At 73.2% G+C, this 21,123-nt stretch carries 21 protein-coding genes; 7 read left to right on the forward strand and 14 right to left on the reverse strand.

Annotated elements, in window-relative coordinates; genetic code table 11:
- Positions 1-18: 18 nt before the first annotated feature.
- Positions 19-1,035: a methyltransferase gene (locus EV372_RS20050; protein WP_130397243.1), complete on the reverse strand. Its 1,017-nt coding sequence runs from the start codon at positions 1,033-1,035 to the stop codon at positions 19-21.
- A 195-nt stretch (positions 1,036-1,230) separates the two neighbouring features.
- Here EV372_RS20050 and EV372_RS20055 point away from each other — a divergent pair, with 195 nt between their 5' ends.
- Genes EV372_RS20055 through EV372_RS20065 form a run of 3 tightly spaced genes read left to right on the forward strand, consistent with a single transcriptional unit; the run spans position 1,231 to position 2,780 of the window.
- Complete coding sequence (locus tag EV372_RS20055; RefSeq protein ID WP_486484132.1) at positions 1,231-1,746, forward strand: nitroreductase family protein; 516 nt, start codon at positions 1,231-1,233, stop codon at positions 1,744-1,746.
- Entirely contained in the window at positions 1,727-2,044 is a 318-nt protein-coding gene (locus EV372_RS20060; RefSeq protein ID WP_130397245.1) for a DUF6092 family protein, read from the forward strand. Before EV372_RS20055 ends, EV372_RS20060 begins: the two co-directional genes overlap by 20 nt.
- Positions 2,028-2,780, forward strand: a complete 753-nt coding sequence (locus tag EV372_RS20065; RefSeq protein WP_130397246.1) for a tRNA-dependent cyclodipeptide synthase — start codon at positions 2,028-2,030, stop codon at positions 2,778-2,780. The genes EV372_RS20060 and EV372_RS20065 overlap by 17 nt, the downstream gene beginning before the upstream one ends.
- Positions 2,781-2,860: 80 nt before the next feature.
- Here EV372_RS20065 and EV372_RS20070 read toward each other — a convergent pair whose 3' ends face one another.
- From EV372_RS20070 to EV372_RS20110, 9 genes are all read right to left on the reverse strand, one after another.
- Positions 2,861-3,883, reverse strand: a complete 1,023-nt coding sequence (locus tag EV372_RS20070; RefSeq protein WP_130397247.1) for a methyltransferase — start codon at positions 3,881-3,883, stop codon at positions 2,861-2,863.
- A 175-nt stretch (positions 3,884-4,058) separates the two neighbouring features.
- Positions 4,059-4,916: an NAD-dependent protein deacetylase gene (locus EV372_RS20075; protein WP_130397248.1), complete on the reverse strand. Its 858-nt coding sequence runs from the start codon at positions 4,914-4,916 to the stop codon at positions 4,059-4,061.
- Between the two features lie 68 nt (positions 4,917-4,984).
- Complete coding sequence (locus EV372_RS20080) at positions 4,985-5,611, reverse strand: dihydrofolate reductase family protein (protein WP_130397249.1); 627 nt, start codon at positions 5,609-5,611, stop codon at positions 4,985-4,987.
- On the reverse strand, positions 5,608-6,102 hold the full coding sequence (locus EV372_RS20085; protein WP_253797274.1) for an SRPBCC domain-containing protein: 495 nt from the start codon (positions 6,100-6,102) through the stop codon (positions 5,608-5,610). Before EV372_RS20085 ends, EV372_RS20080 begins: the two co-directional genes overlap by 4 nt.
- Positions 6,099-6,437: an ArsR/SmtB family transcription factor gene (locus EV372_RS20090; protein ID WP_130397250.1), complete on the reverse strand. Its 339-nt coding sequence runs from the start codon at positions 6,435-6,437 to the stop codon at positions 6,099-6,101. Before EV372_RS20090 ends, EV372_RS20085 begins: the two co-directional genes overlap by 4 nt.
- A gap of 192 nt (positions 6,438-6,629) precedes the next feature.
- The gene (locus tag EV372_RS20095; RefSeq protein ID WP_130397251.1) at positions 6,630-10,010 is read right to left on the reverse strand and encodes a pyruvate carboxylase; all 3,381 of its coding nucleotides are present in this window, start codon (positions 10,008-10,010) and stop codon (positions 6,630-6,632) included.
- Positions 10,011-10,316: 306 nt separating this feature from the next.
- A complete protein-coding gene (locus EV372_RS20100) occupies positions 10,317-10,904 on the reverse strand; it encodes a DUF488 domain-containing protein (protein ID WP_130397252.1) in 588 nt (195 codons plus the stop codon).
- A 5-nt stretch (positions 10,905-10,909) separates the two neighbouring features.
- Positions 10,910-11,131 (reverse strand): hypervirulence associated TUDOR domain-containing protein, encoded by a 222-nt coding sequence (locus EV372_RS20105; protein WP_130397253.1) that lies wholly within the window; start codon positions 11,129-11,131, stop codon positions 10,910-10,912.
- A 94-nt stretch (positions 11,132-11,225) separates the two neighbouring features.
- Positions 11,226-11,897, reverse strand: coding sequence for a TetR family transcriptional regulator (locus EV372_RS20110; protein WP_130397254.1), 672 nt, complete (start codon positions 11,895-11,897; stop codon positions 11,226-11,228).
- A gap of 122 nt (positions 11,898-12,019) precedes the next feature.
- Between EV372_RS20110 and EV372_RS20115 the strand changes: the two genes are divergently transcribed.
- From EV372_RS20115 to EV372_RS20125, 3 genes are all read left to right on the forward strand, one after another.
- On the forward strand, positions 12,020-12,493 hold the full coding sequence (locus EV372_RS20115) for a hemerythrin domain-containing protein (protein ID WP_130397255.1): 474 nt from the start codon (positions 12,020-12,022) through the stop codon (positions 12,491-12,493).
- Positions 12,494-12,649: 156 nt separating this feature from the next.
- The gene (locus EV372_RS20120) at positions 12,650-13,132 is read left to right on the forward strand and encodes a hypothetical protein (protein WP_130397256.1); all 483 of its coding nucleotides are present in this window, start codon (positions 12,650-12,652) and stop codon (positions 13,130-13,132) included.
- Positions 13,133-13,221: 89 nt separating this feature from the next.
- Positions 13,222-13,794 (forward strand): suppressor of fused domain protein, encoded by a 573-nt coding sequence (locus EV372_RS20125; RefSeq protein ID WP_130397257.1) that lies wholly within the window; start codon positions 13,222-13,224, stop codon positions 13,792-13,794.
- 67 nt (positions 13,795-13,861) lie between these two features.
- Here EV372_RS20125 and EV372_RS20130 read toward each other — a convergent pair whose 3' ends face one another.
- From EV372_RS20130 to EV372_RS20140, 3 genes are all read right to left on the reverse strand, one after another.
- Positions 13,862-15,517 carry a glycoside hydrolase family 10-like protein gene (locus EV372_RS20130; RefSeq protein ID WP_486484005.1) on the reverse strand — a complete coding sequence of 552 codons (1,656 nt, stop codon included), beginning with the start codon at positions 15,515-15,517 and terminating at the stop codon, positions 13,862-13,864.
- 233 nt (positions 15,518-15,750) lie between these two features.
- On the reverse strand, positions 15,751-16,845 hold the full coding sequence (locus tag EV372_RS20135) for a hypothetical protein (RefSeq protein WP_165436008.1): 1,095 nt from the start codon (positions 16,843-16,845) through the stop codon (positions 15,751-15,753).
- A gap of 141 nt (positions 16,846-16,986) precedes the next feature.
- Positions 16,987-18,030 (reverse strand): LacI family DNA-binding transcriptional regulator, encoded by a 1,044-nt coding sequence (locus tag EV372_RS20140; RefSeq protein WP_130397258.1) that lies wholly within the window; start codon positions 18,028-18,030, stop codon positions 16,987-16,989.
- A 440-nt stretch (positions 18,031-18,470) separates the two neighbouring features.
- Here EV372_RS20140 and manD point away from each other — a divergent pair, with 440 nt between their 5' ends.
- On the forward strand, positions 18,471-19,685 hold the full coding sequence (manD, locus tag EV372_RS20145) for a D-mannonate dehydratase ManD (RefSeq protein ID WP_130397259.1): 1,215 nt from the start codon (positions 18,471-18,473) through the stop codon (positions 19,683-19,685).
- Positions 19,686-19,899: 214 nt separating this feature from the next.
- Here manD and aztD read toward each other — a convergent pair whose 3' ends face one another.
- Positions 19,900-21,102, reverse strand: a complete 1,203-nt coding sequence (gene aztD / locus EV372_RS20150; protein ID WP_130397260.1) for a zinc metallochaperone AztD — start codon at positions 21,100-21,102, stop codon at positions 19,900-19,902.
- Positions 21,103-21,123 lie beyond the last annotated feature (21 nt).

The raw sequence follows: 21,123 nt of genomic DNA on the forward strand, positions 1-21,123 counted from the left end.
GCGGCACCGGTGCGCCGCTCAGGCGCGCACCCCCTCGACGATGCTGGTCCCGAAGCTGGGCAGGACACGGGACAGCTTCAGCCCGGCCTGCTCGAAGAGGTCGGCGAACTGGGCCCTGGTGCGCTGCTTGCCGTCGCAGTGGGCGAGCATGCTCAGGTCCATGAACTTGGCGGTCCGGGCGGGACCCGGGGAGTCGGGCACCACCACCTCCGCGAGCAGGACGCGCCCGTCGCGGGTCATCGCCTCACGGCAGTGGGAGAGGATCCGCGCGGCGTCCTGGTCGCCCCAGTTGTGGATGACGTTCGACAGCAGGTAGGCGTCGCCCCCTTCGGGAACGAAGGAGAGGAAGTCCCCGCTCACGACGCGGCACCGATCACGGACCTCCTCCAGTACCGGTTCGGCGTGGGCGACCACGTCGGACCGGTCGAAGAGCACGCCGCGCAGACCGGGATGGGCCGACAGCACGATGGCCAGCAGCCTGCCCCGGCCCCCGCCGACGTCCACGAGGGTGTGGTGCGCGCCGAAGTCGTAACTGCCCGCCACACCCCGGGTGAGCTGGGCGGAGATGTCGGTCATGCCCGCGTCGAAGACCGCCGCGGTCTCGGGGTGTTCGTCCAGGTAGGCCCAGGCCGTCCGGCCGTGCACCTGCTCGAACACCGAGCGTCCGGTCCGCACCGCTTGGGCCAGGTGGGCCATGGTGGACCGCTCGGTCTGGCTGCCGACCCACCGGGCGTAGCCGCGCATGGAGTCGGCCGCGTCCCCGCGCAGGGCGCGGCCGAGCCCGGTCAGGGCGAAGTGCCGCCGCGGCCCCTCCTCGACCAGGTCGAGGTCGGCGCAGGCGCGCAGGAGGCGGTGGAGGGCGTCGGCGTCGGCGCCGATCCTCTCGGCGATCTCGTCGACGGGCAGGGGCTTGAAGGTCATGGCGTCGGCGACACCGAGTTCGGCCGCCGCGCTCACCGCGGCCGCCACCCAGCTGGCGGTGATGAGCTCGAACAGTTTCGTGGCCGAAGGACTCGGGGGTGCAGATGCGGACATCGCGGTCCTTTCAGGTGGTGCCCCTCCGGGGGTGCGGAGAGGGGCGGCCAGATGCGCCTGTGCGGCATCCATGGAGCCGTATAACAGGGTAAACTACGGAGCGTGCTCGAAAAATCGCATAATGTGGACACAGGTTCGAGTGAGACGGATACGAACCAGTGCTCCCCTCAGCGGTCATCACATGTCCTACAGACCCTGACCACCCGCCGTGCCGTACGCGCCTTCACCGACCGGCCGGTGGACGACTCCCTCCTCGACCCCATGCTGGACGCCATGCTCGCCGCCCCCTCGGCGTCCAACAAGCAGGCGTGGGCCTTCGTCGCCGTCCGCGAGCGGCGCAGGCTGAGGCTGCTGCGCGCCTTCTCCCCCGGAATCATCGAACTCCCGCCCCTGGTCGTGGCGGCCTGCTTCGACCGCTCCCGTGCCGTGGGGGGCTCAGGCAACTCGACGGACTCCGGGGACTCCTGGGACGAGGGCATGCTCTGCGTCGCGATGGCGGTGGAGAACCTCCTCCTGGCGGCCCACTGCCTGGGGCTGGGCGGGTGCCCGTCGGGGAGTTTTCGCGCCGGCCCCGTCCGCAGGCTGCTGGGCCTGCCCGACCACCTGGAACCCCTGCTCCTGGTTCCGATCGGGCACCCCGCCCGGCCGCTCGACCCCGCACCCCGACGAGACCCGAACGAGGTGGTCAGCCATGAGCGCTGGGGAACCTGACGTCCGACAGGTCGGCGAGGAACTCCTCCTGCTCGCCGCCTACCTGCTCAGCAGCGGCCGCGGCCTGCTGGACGAGCCACGGCAGTACGGCACGTTCCGCTGCCTGGACGCCGCCCGGCGCGTCCTCGCCCTCGCGGCCGGAACCGGCCCGCACCATCCGGAACTCGACGCCCTGCGCGGTCGCATGGACGACGTCATGTGCGGGCCGATGGGCGACCACGAACTGGACACCCTGCTCGACCAGCTGTGCGAGCGGCTGGCATCCGTCCTGGAGGATCCCGATGTCATCCCCGACTGAGCCGGAGCCGCCCCCGGAGCCCCCGGAGCCCCCGGACGACTTCGACGTCCTGCCCTTCACCGGTTCCTGCCGTCGCGTGTTCGAGCGCGGAGAGCACGCCCTCGTCGGTATCAGCGCCGGGAACAGCTACTTCAGCCAGCAGCGGCTCGCACGGCTCCTGTGCTGGGCGCGGGGCCACTTCGCCCGGGTCGACGTGCTCTACACCGACCTGCACCTGGACGCCATGTACATGGCGTCCGGCAGCAGCAGGGAGCACGCCGCGTCCCGGGCGAACCGGACGCTCAGGGACGTGCGGCGGCGCATCAGGCGCGCGGTGGAGTCCGCGACCGCGGAGTCGGCCGCCGTGGCGGACGTGCGCGTCCTCGCCCTGTCGCAGTGCACGCGCCTGCCCGGCTACCGGGAGGTCGAGGGGCGCCTCGACCGGGAGTACGCCGCCGATCCCCGCATTCGCCGCTGCTGGGAGGAGCACGTACGTCGGGTCGTGGGCGCCCAGCCGGACCCGGAGGGCGCCAGACTGCGCGCCGGGCTGGCCTACCTGCGCGCCGAACTGCCCTTCCTGCTCAGCACCCCCGAGGTACTGGAGGTACCGTCCTCGGTCTCCTGTTACCACGACCTGTTGCCGATCCTGTCCACGCTGCGCGGCGTCACCTCCTGTTCCCACCCCGAACAGGGCCACGTGGTCGTCCGACCGGCCCTCAGGCGCCGTCCCGCCCCGGAGGCGCTGGCGTTCCCGTGAACCGCCGTCCGGTGGCGCCCCGGGCGCCACCGGACGGAGCGGTCGCGGGCGGAGCCCCGTCCCGGCCGGGACGGGGCCCGCTACGCGCGGCGGACGTCCATGACCGACTCCCCGTCCTCGACCCGGTGCACGGCGTGCAGCGCGAGGTCGGCCTCGGCGAACAGTTCCCGGTACTCCTCCGCCGTGCGCAGCGGGGCGCCATAGAGCACGAGCATGTACAGGCTCATCGCCTGGAGGAAGGGGGTGGCGCCCTCCCGCTGCGGCAGGTGCCCGATGATCAGCAGCCGGGACCGCTCACCCATCGCCGCGCGGACGTTGCGCAGGATCCGTACCGCCTCCGGCCGGGGCCAGTTCTGCATCACCCGTGCCATCAGGTAGACGTCCACCCCCGTGGGCACCCCGTCGAAGAAGCTGCCCCCCACCACGGCGCACCGGTCCGCCACGCCCCGTTCCCGCAGCAGCGGCCCGGCCCCGGACACCACGTGCGGGAGGTCGAACAGCACCCCCTCCATGCGCGGGTGGTGTTGCAGGAGGGCGGCCAGCATCGAGCCCTCTCCGCCGCCGAGGTCCGCCACGCGCTCGGCTCCGGACAGGTCCACCTTCTCCAGCAGGGTGTCGGCGGCCACGGACGTGACCATCGCCCTGCGGAACAGGGCGGCTGCGTCACCCCGCTCCTCCTCCAGGTAGGCGAACAGCGGGCGGCCGGTGTGCACCTCGAAGGCCGTACGGCCGGAACGCACCGCCTGCGACAGGCAGGTCCACGACTGGAGGAAGGCGCCGTGCGTGCACATCCGGAAGAGGTCGTACAGGCCGCTGGGGTCACCGGCGCGCAGGTGCCCGCCCGCCGCGGTCAGGGCGAACGACCCGGGTGCCGGCTCCGAGAGCAGCCCGCTCACCGTCCCGGCCCGCAGCACCGCCGTCAGGGTCTGCTCGGGGATCCCGGTGCGGCGGACCAGGTCCGCCACCGGGCGCGGCCCGTCCGCCAGGTCCTCCACCACGTCCAGTTCGACTATCGCGACGACGGCGTGCATGAGCATCGCCGACGCCACCAGTTGGTTCAGCGGCAGGTCCGTGCGCTCCGCGCGTACAGCGGCCTCGTCCATGGCACCCACAGTCGGTCCTCCCCGGGGGACGTCGTCATCGGGGCCGGCGCGGCCTCCCTCCCGGGACACGGCGCCGACCTCTCAAGACTACGGGGAGTACGCGGACATGTTCTCGGGGTTGTGGAAAACGTAACCGGGAGGGAAGGTCGCGAGGACCGGGGCGACGAGGGCCGGATCAGACCGGGGCGGCGCCCTCGGCCTCGTAGGCGCGCACCAGGGCAGTGAGCACCTCGGAGCAGCCCGCGTCGACGGTGAGCGCGGCGACGTCGTCGGCGCGGGTGGCGCCCCGGTTGAGGACCACCACCGGCTTTCCCTGTTCGACGGCGCGCTTGACGTAGCGCCGCCCCGAGAAGACGGTCAGGGACGACCCCGCCACCAGCAGCGCCCGCGCGCCGTCCACCATCGCGTAGCCCTCCAGCACGCGCGCCTTGGGCACGTTCTCGCCGAAGTAGACGATGTCGGGCTTGAGCACGCCGCCGCAGCCCTCGCAGTCGGCCACGCGGAACCCCTCGGTGGAGGCCAGGACCGCGTCGGCGTCGGGGGCGATCTCCACGTCGGGGACCCCGTCGGCGAAGTCGGGGTTGAGCGCGCCCAGGCGCTCGGCCAGGCTCTCGCGGGAGGTCACGGCCGAGCAGGCCAGGCAGATGACGCGGTCGTAGCGGCCGTGCAGGTCGATCACCCGCCTGCTGCCCGCCGCCCCGTGCAGGGTGTCCACGTTCTGGGTGATGACGCCCGCCAGGGCGCCGCCCGCCTCCAGCGCGGCCAGCGCGCGGTGGCCGTCGTTGGGGCGGGTCCGGTGCATGTGCCGCCAGCCCACGTGGTTGCGGGCCCAGTAGTGGCGCCGGAAGGCGGCGTCGCCGACGAACTGCTGGTAGGTCATGGGCTTGCGCGGAGGTGAGTCCGGGCCGCGGTAGTCGGGGATGCCCGAGTCCGTGGACAGGCCCGCGCCGGTCAGCGCGACCACCGGGCCCGAGCCGAGGACCTCGCGCATCCGGGCCGCCAGGGCCGCCGGGTCGTCGAGCGTGTTCCTCACGCCTTCGAGGGTACGCGGCGCCCCGGTGTGGGCGCCGCCGCACCACCGGGTTCCGGCCGCGCGGCCGTTCACACGAGGTCGGTGACCCCCTCGTACCGGCTCCGGCGTGCTCGGCCGACGATCTCGTACTCCAGGAGCAGCAGACCGTTCGGCGTGGCCTCGTGGTGCGCCAGACGCAGGTCGAGGGGCGCGCCGCGGTCCGTCAGCAGGCGTCGGCCGCTTCGTATGACGGTGGGCGCGACCACCAGGCGGAGCACGTCGACCAGGCCCGCCGACAGCAGCGAGTCGCCGAGCCGGGCGCTGCCGTGGATCTGGAGTTCCCGTCCCGGCCGGGACCTGAGTTCGCCGACCGTCCGGGCCGGGTCTCCCCTGAGGACGGTCGTGGGGTGCCAGGCCCCCTCGGTGAGCGTGTTGGTCACGACGTACTTCGGCAGGTTGTTCATCCGTTCGGTGAACGGGTCCTCCGGGTCGGTGATCCGCGGCCAGTCGCGCGCGAACGCCTCGTAGGTGCGGCGTCCGAGCAGCAGTCCGTCGGCGAGGTCGAGCCAGTCCGAGGCGCGCTGGACGAACGTCGCGTCCATGTGGGGGACGAGCCATCCGCCGCGTGTGAAGCCGTCGCTGGTGTCCTCCTCCGGCGAGCCGGGCCCCTGGCTCTTCCCGTCGAGTGTGACGAATTCGGTGAGGGTGATCCTCACGGCGAGACCGTCCTTTCGGCGAGAGCGGTCAGTTGGTCGGCGACCGAACCCCATCCCTCCAGGAAGCCGAGCTTCTCGTGGCGGGCGCGGGCCTCCGGGTCGCCGTGCCGGACGAGCACCCGGTAGCGCGTGCCCTCCGGGTGCGCCTCCAGTGCGATCGCGGCGGTCATGGCGACAGGTGCGGGGGCCGCGGGACGCCATGTGCCGTCGATCGCGTTGGTGAACACGATCCGTTCGGGTTCGTCGACGACGAGGAAGCACGCGTCCGTGTGCGGTAGGAACCCGGCGCCGTCGTCGCTCAGCCGGGTCACGAAAGCCCCTCCCGGCCGCGGCTCCAGGCGGTCCACACGGCAGCGGGACGGCGCCGGGACCCACCATCGGGCGAGCTGGGAGGGGTCGGTCCAGGCGCGCCACACGGTTTCGCGCGGGGCCCGGATGACCCGCTCCAAGGCGAGGTCGAGGTCGGGGTCGATGTCGGAGCCTGGGTTCACGGCCTGTCCCCCTGTGGATCGGTGACGAACTGTTCGAGTCGATCGGTGCGCTCCTCCCAGATCCTGTGCTGCTCGGAGAGCCAGTCACTGACGAGGGCGAGCCGCTCGCGGTCGAGTACGCAAGTGCGCACACGGCCGGTCTTGACCGTGCGGATGAGCCCGTTCGACTCGAGTTTGCGCACGTGCTTCATGAAGGAGGGGAGGGTTATCGGGAACTCGCGGGCGAGGTCGCCGACGGTGGAGGGCCCGCGGCCGAGGCGCCGGACGACGGCGCGTCGGGTCGGATCGGCGAGGGTGACGAGGACCCCGTCGAGTTCCGCCGAATACTGTGCCATGCGGCTAAGTATGGCAGCTCGTGATGGTTAGCTCAAGGGCTAAGTGTTGGGACGTGCGCACGACCGTGAACCCACGCCCGAGCCCCGGGTGGATGTCTCCGGAACCGGCCCCGGCCCGGGGCCTCCGGACAGGGAAGGGCCCGGCGGGCACCCGCAGGCGCCCGCCGGGCCAGAACGGACCGGACGTCCTGCTCAGCCGAGGCAGACCAGCAGGTCGCCGCCCTCCACCTTCTGCACCCGGTCGATCGCCACCCGCGTGACCGTCCCCGACACGGGCGCGGTGATCGCGGCCTCCATCTTCATCGCCTCGATGGTGGCCACCGTCGCACCGGCCTCCACCGCCTCGCCCTCGGCGACCGTCAGGGTCACCGCGCCCGCGAAGGGCGCCGCGACCTGGCCGGGGTCGCCGCGGTCCGCCTTCTCGGCGGACCGCACCTGCGAGGCCAGGGCCCGGTCGCGGATCTGGAGCGGGCGCAGCTGGTCGTTGAGCGTGGCCATCACCGTGCGCACGCCGCGCTCGTCGGCCTCGCCCACCGCCTCCAGCTGGATGAGCAGCCGCACGCCCGGCGACAGGTCCACCGCGTACTCCTCGCCCGCGCGCAGGCCGTAGAAGAAGTCCGCGCTGGAGAGCACGCTGGTGTCGCCGTAGGCCGCCCGGTGCTCCTCGAACTCCCGCGTCGGACCGGGGAAGAGCAGCCGGTTGAGCGTGGCCCTCCGGTCCTCGGCCAGCCCCGCGCGGTCCTGCTCGCTCAGCTCCTGGGCGGGCCGCGCCTCGGAACGCCCCTGGAGCGCCCGCGTGCGGAGGGGCTCGGGCCACCCGCCGGGCGGGACGCCCAGCTCACCGCGCAGGAACCCCACCACCGAGTCCGGGACGTCGAAGCGCCCGGGATCGGCCTCGAAGTCGGCCGGGGAGACCCCCGCGCCGACCAGGTGCAGCGCCAGGTCGCCCACGACCTTGGAGGAGGGGGTGACCTTCACCAGGTGCCCGAGCATCCGGTCGGCGGCGCCGTACATCGCCTCGATCTCCTCGAAGTGCTCGCCCAGCCCCAGCGCGACCGCCTGTGTGCGCAGGTTGGACAGCTGCCCGCCCGGGATCTCGTGGTGGTACACCCGGCCCGTGGGGGAGGACAGCCCGGCCTCGAAGGGCGCGTAGACCCGGCGTACCGCCTCCCAGTACGGCTCCAGCTCGTTGACCGCGTCCAGGCTCAGGCCCGTGGCGTGCTCGGAGTGGTCGAAGGCGGCCACGATCGCCGACAGCGACGGCTGGGAGGTGGTGCCCGCCATCGACGCCACCGCGCCGTCCACCGCGTCCGCCCCGGCGTTGACCGCCGCCAGGTAGGTGGCCAGCTGCCCGCCCGGGGTGTCGTGGGTGTGCACGTGCACCGGCAGGTCGAACTCGCTGCGCAGCGCCGTGACCAGCTTCGCCGCGGCCGGAGCGCGCAGCAGGCCGGCCATGTCCTTGATCGCGAGCACGTGCGCGCCCGCGTCCACGATCCGCTCGGCCAGCTTGAGGTAGTAGTCCAGCGTGTAGAGCTTCTCGCCGGGGTCGGACAGGTCCGAGGTGTAGCACAGCGCCACCTCGGCCACCGAGGTCCCGGTCGCGCGCACGGCCTCGATGGCCGGACGCATCTGCTCGACGTCGTTGAGCGCGTCGAAGATCCGGAAGACGTCCACGCCCGTCTCGGCGGCCTCGCGCACGAACGCGTCGGTCACCTCGGTCGGGTAGGGGGTGTAGCCCACCGTGTTGCGCCCGCGCAGCAGCATCTGGAGGCAGATGTTGGGCACCGCCTCGCGCAGCGCCGCCAGCCGCTCCCAGGGGTCCTCGGCCAGGAAGCGCAGCGCCACGTCGTAGGTGGCGCCGCCCCAGCACTCCAGGGACAGCAGCTCGGGCAGGGTGTGCGCGACCGCGGGCGCCGCGGCCAGCAGGTCGCGGGTGCGCACCCGGGTGGCCAGCAGCGACTGGTGGGCGTCGCGGAAGGTGGTGTCGGTGACGCCCAGGTTCGGCGACTCGCGCAGCCACCGCGCGAACCCCTCCGGACCCAGCTCGGCCAGGCGCTGGCGCGAACCCGGGGGCGGCGGTCCGGCGGGCTCGGGCAGCGGCGGCAGCTTGGTGGCGGGGTCCACCAGCTGGGGGCGCTCCCCGTGCGGCTTGTTCACCGTGACGTCGGCCAGGTAGGTGAGCAGGCGCGTGCCGCGGTCGGCGGAGGGCCGCGCGGTCAGCAGGTGCGGGCGCTCCTCGATGAAGGAGGTGGTGATCCGCCCCGCCTGGAAGTCGGGGTCGTCCAGCACCGCCTGGAGGAAGGGGATGTTGGTGGCGATGCTGCGGATGCGGAACTCGGCCACGGCCCGGCGCGCCCGGCTGACCGCGGTGGCCAGGTCGCGGCCCCGGCAGGTGAGCTTGACCAGCAGCGAGTCGAAGTGCGGGCTGATCTCGGTGCCCGCCGCGGAGGTGCCGCCGTCCAGGCGGATGCCCGAGCCGCCGGGGGAGCGGTAGGCGCTGATGGTCCCGGTGTCGGGGCGGAAGCCGTTGGCGGGGTCCTCGGTGGTGATGCGGCACTGGAGCGCCGCGCCGCGCACGTAGACGCCCTCCTGGGAGATGCCCAGGTCGGACAGGGTCTCGCCGGAGGCGATCCGCAGCTGGGACTGCACCAGGTCCACGTCGGTGATCTCCTCGGTCACCGTGTGCTCGACCTGGATGCGCGGGTTCATCTCGATGAAGACGTGGCTGCCGTCCGCGCCGACCAGGAACTCGACCGTGCCCGCGTTGCGGTAGCCGATCCGGCGGGCGAAGCGCACCGCGTCCGCGCAGATGCGGTCGCGCAGGTCCGGGTCGAGGTTGGGCGCGGGGGCCAGCTCGATGACCTTCTGGTGGCGCCGCTGGAGGGAGCAGTCGCGCTCGTAGAGGTGCACGACGCCGCCCTCGCCGTCGGCGAGGATCTGCACCTCGATGTGGCGGGGGTCGACCACGGCGCGCTCCAGGAACACGGTGGCGTCGCCGAAGGCGGCGGAGGCCTCGCGCATGGCGGCCTCCACCGCCTCCCGCAGCCGCTCGGGCTCCTGGACGCGGCGCATGCCCCGCCCGCCCCCTCCGGCCACGGCCTTGACGAAGAGCGGGAAGCCGATCCGCTCCGCGGCGGAGACCAGGGCCTCCACGTCGTCGGAGGGTTCGCTGGACTCCAGGACGGGCACGCCCGCCTCCCGGGCGGCGGCCACGGCGCTGGCCTTGTTGCCGGTCAGTTCCAGCACGTCGGCGGGCGGGCCCACGAAGGTGATCCCGGCGCGCTCGCAGGCGCGGGCCAGTTCGGGGTTCTCCGACAGGAAGCCGTAGCCGGGGTAGACGGCGTCGGCCCCGGCCCGGCGGGCGGCGCCCACGATCTCGTCCACGGACAGGTAGGCGCGCACCGGGTGGCCGGGCTCGCCGATCTGGTAGGCCTCGTCGGCCTTGAGCCGGTGCAGGGAGCCGCGGTCCTCGTGGGGGAAGACGGCGACGGTGCGGGCGCCCAACTCGTAACCGGCGCGCAGCGCGCGGATGGCGATCTCGCCCCGGTTGGCCACGAGCACTTTGCGGAACATGGCGCACTCCTCCTGGTCGGTCAGGCGTGGTGCCGTGGGCGCAAGAACCGGCACCGTCGCCGGGGGCCCGCGGCCGGGTGGAACACCCGTACGTTAACCAGAAGAGGGTTCGGCGCGACCCACCGGGGCCGTCCTTCGCGCCGAGTACGGCTTCCGGCGGGCGTTCCGGGGCGTCGGCGTGTCGCGCGGGACGGGGCGCGGGGAACCCCGGCGGGTGTTCCGTGCCGTTCGCGTGCCCGACCGGGTCGTTCCGCGTGCGCCGGTGACGCCTCGGCGCGGCGCGCCCTTCCTCGGGCCGGGCTCGCGTCACGCCCGGGGGGACCCGTCCTCCCGGGCGTCCCCGTCGCCGTTCGCGTCCGAGGACCGCGCCGGGTAGGTGACGGTGCGGTCGGTGTGCACGACGGCCCCCGGAGTGAGCCGGGCGGCGTCCACGCGGTGGGCGGCCATGACGTGGAGGACCTCGTGGCCGCGGGCGAGCAGGTGGTCGGCGATGATGCGCCGGTGGCACCGCCACCACACCGCCTCCGAGCACATCACGGCGGCGCGGTGGTCCGCGCCCGCCTCGCGCAGCCGGGCGAGCCCCGATCCGAACTCGGCGGAGAGCCCGTGGTCGGCGTAGTTGTGGAAACCGCGGTTGCGCCAGAACCCGTTGACCTCGGGGGCCACGTCCCTGGCGACCGGGCGCCGACCGCCGAGTTCCGCGACGCGCGAGTAACGTACGCCGACACGGCGCAGGGATTCGGAGAGGACGTCCTCGTCGAACTGCGGGTTGCGGCGTGAACCCGGGAGTTTGCGCACGTCGACCACCACGTGCACGCCGTTCTCGTGCAACAGTGCGGCGAACTCCCCGAACGTGCGGTCGGAGTGGCCGACGGTGAGGAACGGCGGCGCCATCGCGGCTAGCCGTCGCCGGACACGCGGGTCAGGGCCCCGTCCTTGTGCGCGGCGACGTGGTCGGTCCTGTCGCTCTTGATCTCGTACTGGGGCTCGTCCTCGGAGGCGCGGCGTGTACGGCCCCTGAACGCGAAGTCGCTGGTGTGGACCCTCGTGATCGTGCCGGACACCCGTCCTGCCTCGGAGTTCCAGCTGACATGGTCACCGACGTGGAAACGGCGTGTCATCTCCTGCGCCCTCCCTCCGGTCGTGGTGGGACGGGTCCTCGCCTACCCCGGACGGCCTCGGTGTATGCGGGCGGGGCTCCCGGCGCCCGCCGGTTCAGTCGAAGGGCGCGAGCGTGTCCGGTGACAGCGTCAGCGCGCGGGGCAGGGCGTCGAAGGCGGCGGTGACCTCGGCGACGAGCGTCGCGGCGTCGCCGGTGCGGTCGCTGTGCCGGTAGGCGCGCACCCAGTTCATGCTCCCGCAGCGCACCGCGGCCAGGGCCATCTCACTGACCAGCCGCAGCCGCACGTCCGCCCGGCTGTCGGCGCCGGTCTCCTCCTCCAGCAGTTCGGTCAGCCGCACCCGGAGGGCCTGGACGGCGCCAGCGTGGTGCGCGTTCAGCACCGGATTGTGGGCGACCAGCTTCCGGGTGGCCAGGTAGCGCTCGGTCCAGTCGTCCGGCAGGCCGCGCACCGCGTCCGCGTAGCAGTCGCGCAGGAGGGGCAGGACGGGGCCGGTGACGCTCATGCGCTCCACCTCGGCGGCGTAGGCCTCCCACAGTTCGCCCTCGGCGGCCAGGGCGACCTCCTCCTTGGAGGAGTAGTAGCGGAAGAAGGTGCGCACCGACACCTCGGCCGCGGCCACCAGGTCGTCCAGCGTGGTCTGGTCGAAGCCCCGCTCCAGGAACATCCGAAGCGCGGTGTCGGCGAGCACTCGCCGCGTGCGCAGCTTCTTGCGTTCGCGCAGGGGGAGCGCGGACTCCTCGTCGTGGAAGGGCTCGGCGGTCATCGGGCCAGGATACGGCGGTCTCTCCTGGGCCGGGAAAAACCCGTTGCCTGATGTGCCAGTCACTGGCATTATGCCATCACTGGCATTTTTCGGATGCCTTCCCCTCCACCGAGAGAGAGCACATGAGCGACCGGACCGCCGCCCCCGTCCCCGAGGGACAGCGCATCGAGGCGCTGGGCGACCAGCTCGTCAAGATCCACGACATGCTGCGGGGCGAACTCGCCTCGCTGCGCCGCGACCTCGCCGGGGGAGGCGCCCCCTCCGGCGTCCCGGCGCCCCTGGACGAGCAGCTGCGCAAGAAGTGCCTGTCCTTCTGCGACTTCCTGCACGGCCACCACACCGCCGAGGACGAGGGCGTGCTGCCCGGACTGGCCAGGAGCCACCCCGGGCTCGCGCCCGTCCTGGAGCGCCTGACCCGGGAACACGTGCTCGTCAGCCGGTCGCTGGACCGCATCCGCGCGCTCCTGGAGGGCGGGGAGGCGGCCGGGCTCCGCGACGAGGTCGAGCGCCTGGCCGCCGAGGTGGAGGCGCACCTGGACTACGAGGAGCGCCAGATCGTGGAGGCGCTGAACTCCTACGGCCCCGTCACGCTCTGAGAACCGCCCCGTCGCGCGACGCGGGGTCGGCCGCGTCCCCGCCGACCCGTGCGCGCACCCGCGGGGCCGGCCCCGGATCGGCCTCCGCTGGAGCCGGGTCTAGTCTTCCCACCAGAACGGGGCGCTCACGCTCCGCCCAGGAGAGGGAGACCGCTGGTGCGGAACACGGTACGGGTACCCCCCTGGCTGAGGACGACCCTGTGGGCGACGCGGTGGCTGATCGCGCTCGTGGTCCACTTCGCGGTCCTGGTGGCCCTGCTGATGGCGTGGGGGACGGTCTTCCCGCACCTGCACTACGGGACCATAGTGCTGACCACGGGCTCCGGGATCGTCTACGCGCCCTTCCACCTCCTGGCCCTGGTCGTACCGCTGTGCACGGCGGGCGAGTACATGGCCGACACGCGCGGCGGCAACCGGGTGGGGTGGTCGCTGCTGCTGGCGGTGGTGCCGCTGCTCCTCGGGGCCGTGGTCCTGTACCTCCTCGTGCCCCTGGTGTGGGTGGTCTACATCATGTACTTCGCTTCCGGGATGCTGTTCAGCGTGACGGCCGTCTACTCGGCTCTGCCCAACCGCTCCGGCCGGGACGCGGAGGAGCGGGCGGAGGCCGCCGACGCCAGTGACGGCGTCGGGACGCCGTAGTCTGGCCGTTCCAGATGTCCGTATACCGGGTGCTTCGGGAGGGCGACGCCCCCCCCGGCGGCCGGAGGCACAGCGAGGGGTCGGGTTCCTTGGCGACCGGGGAGGACGCGCGGATCGCCGCGCTGGAGCGGCACGTTCGGGAGTTCTGGCGGGGGCACGCCGTGGAGCCCGTCACCTGGGAGGACAACCCCGTCCTCGACCTGGTTCCCGGCTTCGCCACCTACCGGGTCGCGCCCAGGAACGAGGGCGAGGGCTGGACCTACGTGACGGTCGGCTCGTCCGTCCACGAGGCCGGGGGCGGCACCGAGTTCTTCCTCGTGGCGCCGACCGCGGAGCGGGCCCACGCCGAGACCCTGGGCATGGTGAGCCACCTGCACTCCTTCGAGGAGTACCGCCTCGACGTCGGTTCCGTCATCGACCTCGGCGGCCCTTGGACGGACGGCTCCCGCATGGACCACCTGCTGGTGAGCCCGCCCTATCCGTACGGACCCGCGTTGGAGTGGGCGCCCGAGGAGGCCGGGGGAGCGCGGTTCCTGTGGTTGCTGCCGATCCACCGCAGTGAGGCGGCCCTCATCGGAACCGAGTCGCTCGACGCCTTCGAGGAACTCCTGGAGGCGGAGGGCGTCAACGTCCTGGACCTGGACCGCCCTCCTCTCTTCTGAACGCCTTCAAGAAGCGCGAGGACCCGCCGCCCCTTCCGGGCGGCGGGTCCTCGCGGAGGGTCTCGGGTCAGCCGCGCGGGTCGGCGACCCCGCTCACGGGCCCCTCGACCCTGTAGTCGTCCAGCGCCGTCACCACGTACGCGGAACCGGCCTCCTCGCCGCCCTCCTCGGCCTTCGCGGCGTCCTCGGCGGTGTGGCCGGAGTCCTCCAGCGAGGTCCCGCCGGTCACGCCCACGAGGTTGTCGGACGAGAGCACGCCGCAGTACTCCTCCGGGTCGCCCGAGTCCGCCCGCGCGGCCTCCCGCGCGTCCAGGCGGTAGACGGCGTAGAAGCGCGCGTCCTCCACCCGCTCCCACTCCACCGCGGTGTGCTCGTCCGCGACCTCGGCGGTCACGTCCTCCACGGCGCCCGCCAGGGACCGGCCTCCGCGGTCCCCTCCCGCCAGGGGCGGCAGGGCGGGGTCGCCGTAGTGCTCGTCGGCCAGGCGGGCGTAGGCGTCCTCGGCCACGCCCGTGAGGGAGGTGAAGGAGAAGTAGACGTCGCCGTCCACCTCGGGGTGGTCGGAGGAGTAGTCCAGCTGGGTGCTCAGCGCGTCCTCGCCGGTCCAGCCGCGGTCACCGACCCGGTACGCGCCCTGGCCGACGTACAGGTCCACGTCCGTGCCCTCGACCTGCTCGGCCCACCACGGCAGCAGCTCCTCGTAGTCGGCGGCGTCGAAGCCCCGCTCCCAGTACAGCTGCGGGACGACGTAGTCGACCATCCCCTCCTGGATCCAGGCGCGGGTGTCGGCGTGCTGGGCCTCGTAGGACTCCAGGCCCGAGGTGTCGGACCCGGCGGGGTCGTTCTCGGCGTTGCGCCAGATGCCGAACGGGGAGATTCCGAAGCGCACCCAGGGCTTGGCCTCCTCGATGCGCTCGTGCACACCGCTGACGAAGTCGTTGACGTTGTCGCGCCGCCAGTCCTCGCGGTCCTCGAAGCCGTCGCCGTACTCCTCCCACGTCTGGTCGTCGTCGAACTCCTCGCCGTCCTTGGGGTAGGGGTAGAAGAAGTCGTCGAAGTGCACGCCGTCGATGTCGTAGCGCTCCACCACGTCCATGATCACGCGGGTCACCCACTCCTGGACCTCGGGCCTGCCCGGGTCCAGGAAGCCCTCGCCGCCGTAGCGGACCAGCCAGTCGGGGTGCTCCCTGACCGGGTGGTCCTCGGCCAGCTCCCCGATGTCGGAGTCCATGCCGACCCGGTAGGGGTTGAACCAGGCGTGCAGCTCCAGGCCGCGCTCGTGCGCCTCGGCCACCGCGTACTCCAGCGGGTCGTAGCCGGGGTCGCCGCCCTGCTCGCCGGTGAGGTACTTCGACCACGGCTCCAGGTCCGACTCGTAGACGGCGTCGGCGGTGGGCCGCACGTGCAGGAACACGGTGTTCAGGCCGAGGTCCACCGCCTCGTCCAGGCGCTGGTCCATCTCCGCCCTCTGCTCCTCGGCGGACAGGCCCGGCTCGGAGGGCCAGTCGATGTTGCCGACCGTGGTCAGCCACGCCCCGCGCATCTGCCGCTTGTCCTGGGCGGCCTCGCAACCGGCCGCGCCGGGGCCGGGAAAGGAGCCGGTGGGGGAGTGGGCGGCGCCGACGAGGGCGTATCCGGAGATCATGATCCCCGACGCGGCGGCCGCGGCCACCCACCGGGAACGCCAGCGCGGTGAGAGGCCGACTCGTCGTTCAGGGGTCAAGGAAACTCCTCTGAGCTGCGTTGACATCCGTTTGACGTCACGTCGGGCATCAGAGTAGGCGAAGAAGTAACGTTTTGGACAACATGGGCGGTTTTGGTGGTTTGAATCTCACCTGCCGGGGAAAAGCAACCACCCCCATCGGGAGCGGTGACTCGACCCGGTCCGTCCGCCGGGACCGCCCGCGGGGAAGGCCCTTCCGCCGTGGGCCGGAACCGCCCGCCCCCGGGCACGCCTCAGGCGGGGACGAGCGCGCCCGCCAGCAGGAGCACGGACACGAGGGCGACCACGGCCCCGACCGCCACCAGGTAGTGGCGGGGCCGGGTGGTTCCGGGCATCCACGCCAGGACCGCGAGCACGGCGACCAGGGCCGTGGCCCCGATCGGCAGCAGCAGCCGCCAGGCGCGGTCGAGGGAGTCCAGCGGCAGGTAGGGGTTGGCGCCGTACAGCGCCAGCACCAGGGCCGGAAGGCCGATCACCGCCGCCCCGGCCCCGACGGCCAGGGTGAACCGCTCCTGCGCCTCGGCCCCCTGGGCCACCGCGAAGCTCGACATGCCGCCCAGCAGCGCCTGGAGCCGGTCCGCCTCCTCGGCCAGCTCGCGCTCCATCGCCTCGCAGTGCCGTACGCCCGCGCGCAGCCTCGGCATCCACGCGGGCCCCTCGTCCGGCTCGGGGGCCGACTCCTCCCGCAGGCGCAGGTAGGCCGCCCTGTCCCACGTCCAGACCCCCAGCCCCGCGCGGACCGCCTCCAGCGCCTGGTCGCGCGCCCGGCCGACGGCGGTCGAGAGTTCCACCGCCGCCGCGAGCAGGGGCCGCAGCTGCCCGCCCGCCCGTCCCGCGAGGTGGTCGGCCATGTGCTGCTCCAGCTCGTAGCGCAGCTCCCGCAGCCGCAGCACCTCGTTGCGCGAGGACTCCGCGAACGCCTTGGCCATGGTCACCGCCCGCGAGCGCGCGTCCCCCGCGATCCCGTGGGCGGGTTCGGACAGCGAGGCGGCGAGCGCGTCGTCGGGGCTCCCGGCGGCGGGCCGCTCCTGGCGCCAGCCGCCCTCCTCCGACCACACCGCCCGCACGGCCAGGGTGACCACGGGCACCTCGTCCTGCCCGGTGCGGACCCGGATCCGGCCGACGACGACCCGCCGCCGACCGAGGGGGCCGACCACCCGCAGCAGCGGGACGGTCAGGGACGTCCCGGAACGCGGGGAGGAACCGTCCGACTCGGGTGAGTCCCCGGCGGCCCTGGCCCGCGCGTGCAGGATCCGCGCCTCGATCCCGTGCCCCTCCCGGCGGGGTTCGCCCGCGAGCACCCTCCGCCGACCATGCCTGGATTCCATGGCAGGAGACACTAGTGACCCGGCCTGTCGGCGTTTCCCCCGGCCCTGGAGGAACACCCGGGTCCGTTGAGGGACGTCCCCGCTCCGGTCCGGGAACGTCCCTCCCGGTGCGGGTCGGCGCCCTGCCCCCCGAGTCCGCGCTCAGGCTCCGGGCGGCGCCGTGGACTCGCGCACCACGAGCCCGGGAGGGGCGATCGCGGGCACGTCGGCCGGCGCCCCGTCCAGCGCGGCCACGAGCGTCAGCGCGGCGGCCCGCCCGAGCCCCACCAGGTCGTGGCCGACCGTGGTCAGCCGAGGCTGCACGAGCGCGCCCAGGGGCAGGCCGTCGTGGCCGACGACGGACAGGTCCCGGGGCACCTCCAGCCCCCGCCTGCGCGCGGCGCTGATCCCGGCGATCGCCATCATGTCGTTGGCGAACAGGATCGCGGTGGGACGCTCGGCCGCCGACAGCGCCTCGTCGGTGGCCGCGGCCGCCCCCTCGGTGGTGAAGTCGGGGACCGTCAGCACGACGGCGGACAGCCCGTGCCTTCGCACCTGCTCCTCCACGATCCGGCGGCGGAACCCGGTGTGCACGCGGTCCTCGGGGCCGCACACGTAGGCCACCCGCCGGTGCCCCAGCGAGGCCAGGTGCCGGACCGCCTCGACCAGCCCCCGTTCCTGGTCGGGGGCGAGCACCGAGGCGACCGGGTCCTCGCGCCAGGGCATGCCGATCAGCACCGAGGGGAGCCCGAGCCGCCGCAGCAGGTCGAACCGGGGGTCGCGGACCAGGCTCTCGGTGAGGATGACGCCGTCCACCCGGCGCTCCTCGGCCAGACGCCGGTAGGCGCGCCGTTCGGCGTCCTCCTCCTCGCCCACGATGTGCAGCAGCAGACCGTAGTCCAGGGGGGCGAGTTCGCGCTCGATGCCCGAGATCAGCACGCCGAAGTGCGGATCGTAGGACAGCAGGTCGGGGGAGCGGCGCGAGACCATGCCGATGGCCCGGGTGCGGGCCCCGCGCAGGGCCACGGCCGCGGCCGAGGGCGACCACTGGAGCTTGTCCACGGCGTCGAGGACCCGCCGGCGGGTGGGCTCGGCGATGCGTCCCTTGTTGTTGACCACCTTCGACACGGCCGAGACCGACACCCCCGCCAGCGCGGCGACGTCGGAGATCGTGGGGCGGCCGGTGGATCCGCGGACGGCAGTCATGGCGCCTTCCTACCGGACGGGGCGCCGGGGGCTTGCTCGCGCACCAGTGCCGCTCCCTTCGCTGTGGCGGACCTCCCCGTGCCCGCGCCGCCGTTCCCGGGGGTCGCGGGCACGGGCGGGACCGGGGCGCGGACAGGTGGCCCGTGGGTGTGTGGAGGGCTTCCCCGCGCGTGCCGGGGAGCCCTTGGGAAAACGATGAACCCGAACGTTTCGGCGGACCCTACCGCAGTAGAAGCGGTTTTTCCAGGTCTCGACACCCCAGTGGGAAAACGATATACCTACGACGTCAGGCACAGCGCGGGGAGTTGACGGCAAAGCGCGGCGCGACTCCGCCGGGCTCACCAGGGCCCCGGTCCGCGGGGGCGTGCCACCGTCCGGCCGCCCCCGCGGCCCGGTTACGCCGGGTGTCGCGGTACACCCCCACCCACGAGGAAGCACCCATGAGGATCACCTCCGCCGACGTCATCGTGACGTGCCCGGGACGCAACTACGTCACCCTCAAGATCACCACCGAGGACGGGACCACCGGCCTCGGCGACGCCACCCTGAACGGCCGCGAACTCTCCGTCGCCTCCTACCTGCGCGACCACGTCTGCCCGCTGCTCGTGGGCCGCGACTCCGGCCGCGTCAACGACATCTGGCAGTACCTGTACCGCGGCGCCTACTGGCGGCGCGGCCCCGTCACCATGACCGCGATCGCCGCCGTGGACTGCGCCCTGTGGGACATCCTCGGCAAGCAGGTCGGCAAGCCCGTCCACCAGCTGCTCGGCGGCGCCGCGCGCGAGGGCGTCATGGTCTACGGCCACGCCAGCGGCCAGTCCGTGGACGACCTCCTGGAATCGGTCGGCGGCTTCCTGGACCAGGGGTACCGGGCGGTGCGCGTGCAGGCCGCCGTCCCGGGCCTGGAGAGCACCTACGGGCTGCACCACCCCGGCACCGGCCACACCTACGAGCCCGCCGACGCGGCGATGCCCACCGACAACGTCTGGCACACCCCCGCCTACCTGGACTTCGCGCCCCAGATGATGAAGGCGGTCCGGGAGAGGTTCGGCTACGGCTTCCACCTGCTGCACGACGTGCACCACCGGCTCTCCCCCCTGGAGGCCGCCCAGCTGGGCAGGTCGCTGGAGCCCTACCGCATGTTCTGGATCGAGGACCCCACCCCGGCCGAGGACCAGGAGGCGTTCCGCACGATCCGCCAGCACACCACCACCCCGCTGGCGGTGGGGGAGGTCTTCAACACGATCTGGGACTGCCAGCACCTGATCACCGAGCGGCTCATCGACTACATCCGCATGTCGGTCTCGCACAGCGGGGGCATCACGCACCTGCGGCGGATCTTCGACCTGGCCGACCTGTACGGGGTGCGCACCGGCTCGCACGGCGCGGGCGACCTGTCGCCGGTGTCGTTCGCCGCGGCCCTGCACCTGGACCTGACCGTGCCCAACTTCGGCATCCAGGAGTACATGGGGCACCTGGAGCCCGCCAGCGAGGTGTTCCGGACCTCCTACACCTTCGCGGACGGCTACATGCACCCGGGCGACGCGCCGGGTCTGGGGGTGGAGATCGACGAGGAGGCCGCGGCCCGCTACCCCTACGAGGCCCGGTACCTGCCGGTCAACCGCAGGCTCGACGGCTCGATGCACGACTGGTGAGGCGTCGGCCCCGGCCCGGTGGGTCCCGGTCCCGTTCCCTGGACCGGCCCCAGCTCGCGGGGGTCCGGTTCGGGCGCGCACGGGTCCTCCCCGTGTGCGCCCGGCGCCGCCCGGCATCCGGCAGCCGCGCTGCGCCCGACCGGTGCGTTCCGGTACCGGGACACACGCCGGGGCGGGCGCGCGGGGAACGCGCGCCCGCCCCGGACAAGGGCGTCTAGGACGCGACGCCGCTGAGCTCGTTGGGCTCGGCGTCCAGGGTCACCGAGGCCGTGACCTCACCGGACTCCAGGTCCAGGGCGTGGACCCGCTTCGTGGCGGGGTCGCTCACGTAGGCGGTGGCGCCGCGCACGAACAGCGCCGGGCGGGGCTGCTGCCACTCCAGCGGCTCCTGCCACTCGTCCATGACCTCGATGCTGTCCACGACCTCGCCCGCCTCGGGGTCGATCACGTGCAGGCTGCCGTCGGTGCCCAGGACCAGGGCCTCCCCCTCGGGGCCGCGGCCCAGGGAGCGGAAGGTGTAGCTGGCGGGCAGGTCCACCAGGGTCAGGTCGCCCGCGGCGGTGTCCACGAGCGCGACCCGCTCGGGGCGCTCCAGCTCGGCGTCGGGGTCGGTCTTGTAGTCGCCCAGCACGATCGGCGACTCCTCGCTCCCGGCCTGGTTGCCGATGCGCCCGTAGTCGTCGGGGCTGTCCACCTTGGTGAACCCGCCGTCCTGGTAGACCAGGACGCCGTCCTCGCAGCCGATGACGACGGCCTCGCCCTCGGCCGTGGTCTCGCCGTGCACGCCCGGGCACTCCTCGCTGCGGGCGACCTCCTCGCCGGAGGCGTCCAGGACGACGGCGCCGACGCGCTCCTCCTCGTCGCCCAGGGTCAGCAGCATCTCGCCGTCGGCCAGCTCCACGGCCACGCCGTGGTGGGCCTCCTCCGCGTTGGTCACGTCGGTCTCGGGCAGGCCGTCGCCGAGGGAGCCGGTGTCGAAGGCGGTGATCTCGCCGCTGCCGTCGGCGAACAGCACGGTCCGGCCCGCGTGCCGGACGACGTGGCCGGGGGTGTCGGCGGGGAAGACGGTGTCGGTCAGCTCCGCGCCGGCCGCGTCCAGGACCTGGAAGCCCTCCGAGGTGGAGACCAGCACGTGCCGGTCGTCGCCCGCCGGGTTGATCCGGTTGAAGCCCTCCAGGGCGATGTCCTGGACGACCTCCAGGGTCTGGCCGTCCAGGACGTACAGGCCGCCGTCGTAGGTGGTGACGACCGGGTTCTCCACCACGGCCTCCGCGGCGCCCTGCTCCTCGCCGCCCTGCTCCTGCGGGGCCTCCTCTCCGGTGCCGCAGGCGGTCAGCAGCAGTCCAGCGGACAGCAGCGCGGGCAGCGCCGCCCGCGCGGGGAACCGCGTCGTCGCGTTGTTCGTCGGGGTGTTCACGTTTCTCTCTTTCGGGGTGGA

This window comes from Nocardiopsis sp. CNZ308 (genome assembly GCF_004217075.1).

Coding starts and splice junctions, on each gene's coding strand:
- EV372_RS20065 (WP_130397246.1), top strand. CDS start 2,028: ATGTCATCCCCGACTGAGCCGGAGCCGCCCCCGGAGCCCCCGGAGCCC.
- EV372_RS20140 (WP_130397258.1), bottom strand. CDS start 18,030: ATGACTGCCGTCCGCGGATCCACCGGCCGCCCCACGATCTCCGACGTC.
- EV372_RS20100 (WP_130397252.1), bottom strand. CDS start 10,904: ATGGCGCCGCCGTTCCTCACCGTCGGCCACTCCGACCGCACGTTCGGG.
- EV372_RS20110 (WP_130397254.1), bottom strand. CDS start 11,897: ATGACCGCCGAGCCCTTCCACGACGAGGAGTCCGCGCTCCCCCTGCGC.
- EV372_RS20050 (WP_130397243.1), bottom strand. CDS start 1,035: ATGTCCGCATCTGCACCCCCGAGTCCTTCGGCCACGAAACTGTTCGAG.
- EV372_RS20070 (WP_130397247.1), bottom strand. CDS start 3,883: ATGGACGAGGCCGCTGTACGCGCGGAGCGCACGGACCTGCCGCTGAAC.
- EV372_RS20135 (WP_165436008.1), bottom strand. CDS start 16,845: ATGGAATCCAGGCATGGTCGGCGGAGGGTGCTCGCGGGCGAACCCCGC.
- EV372_RS20095 (WP_130397251.1), bottom strand. CDS start 10,010: ATGTTCCGCAAAGTGCTCGTGGCCAACCGGGGCGAGATCGCCATCCGC.
- EV372_RS20060 (WP_130397245.1), top strand. CDS start 1,727: ATGAGCGCTGGGGAACCTGACGTCCGACAGGTCGGCGAGGAACTCCTC.
- EV372_RS20090 (WP_130397250.1), bottom strand. CDS start 6,437: ATGGCACAGTATTCGGCGGAACTCGACGGGGTCCTCGTCACCCTCGCC.
- EV372_RS20105 (WP_130397253.1), bottom strand. CDS start 11,131: ATGACACGCCGTTTCCACGTCGGTGACCATGTCAGCTGGAACTCCGAG.
- manD (WP_130397259.1), top strand. CDS start 18,471: ATGAGGATCACCTCCGCCGACGTCATCGTGACGTGCCCGGGACGCAAC.
- EV372_RS20115 (WP_130397255.1), top strand. CDS start 12,020: ATGAGCGACCGGACCGCCGCCCCCGTCCCCGAGGGACAGCGCATCGAG.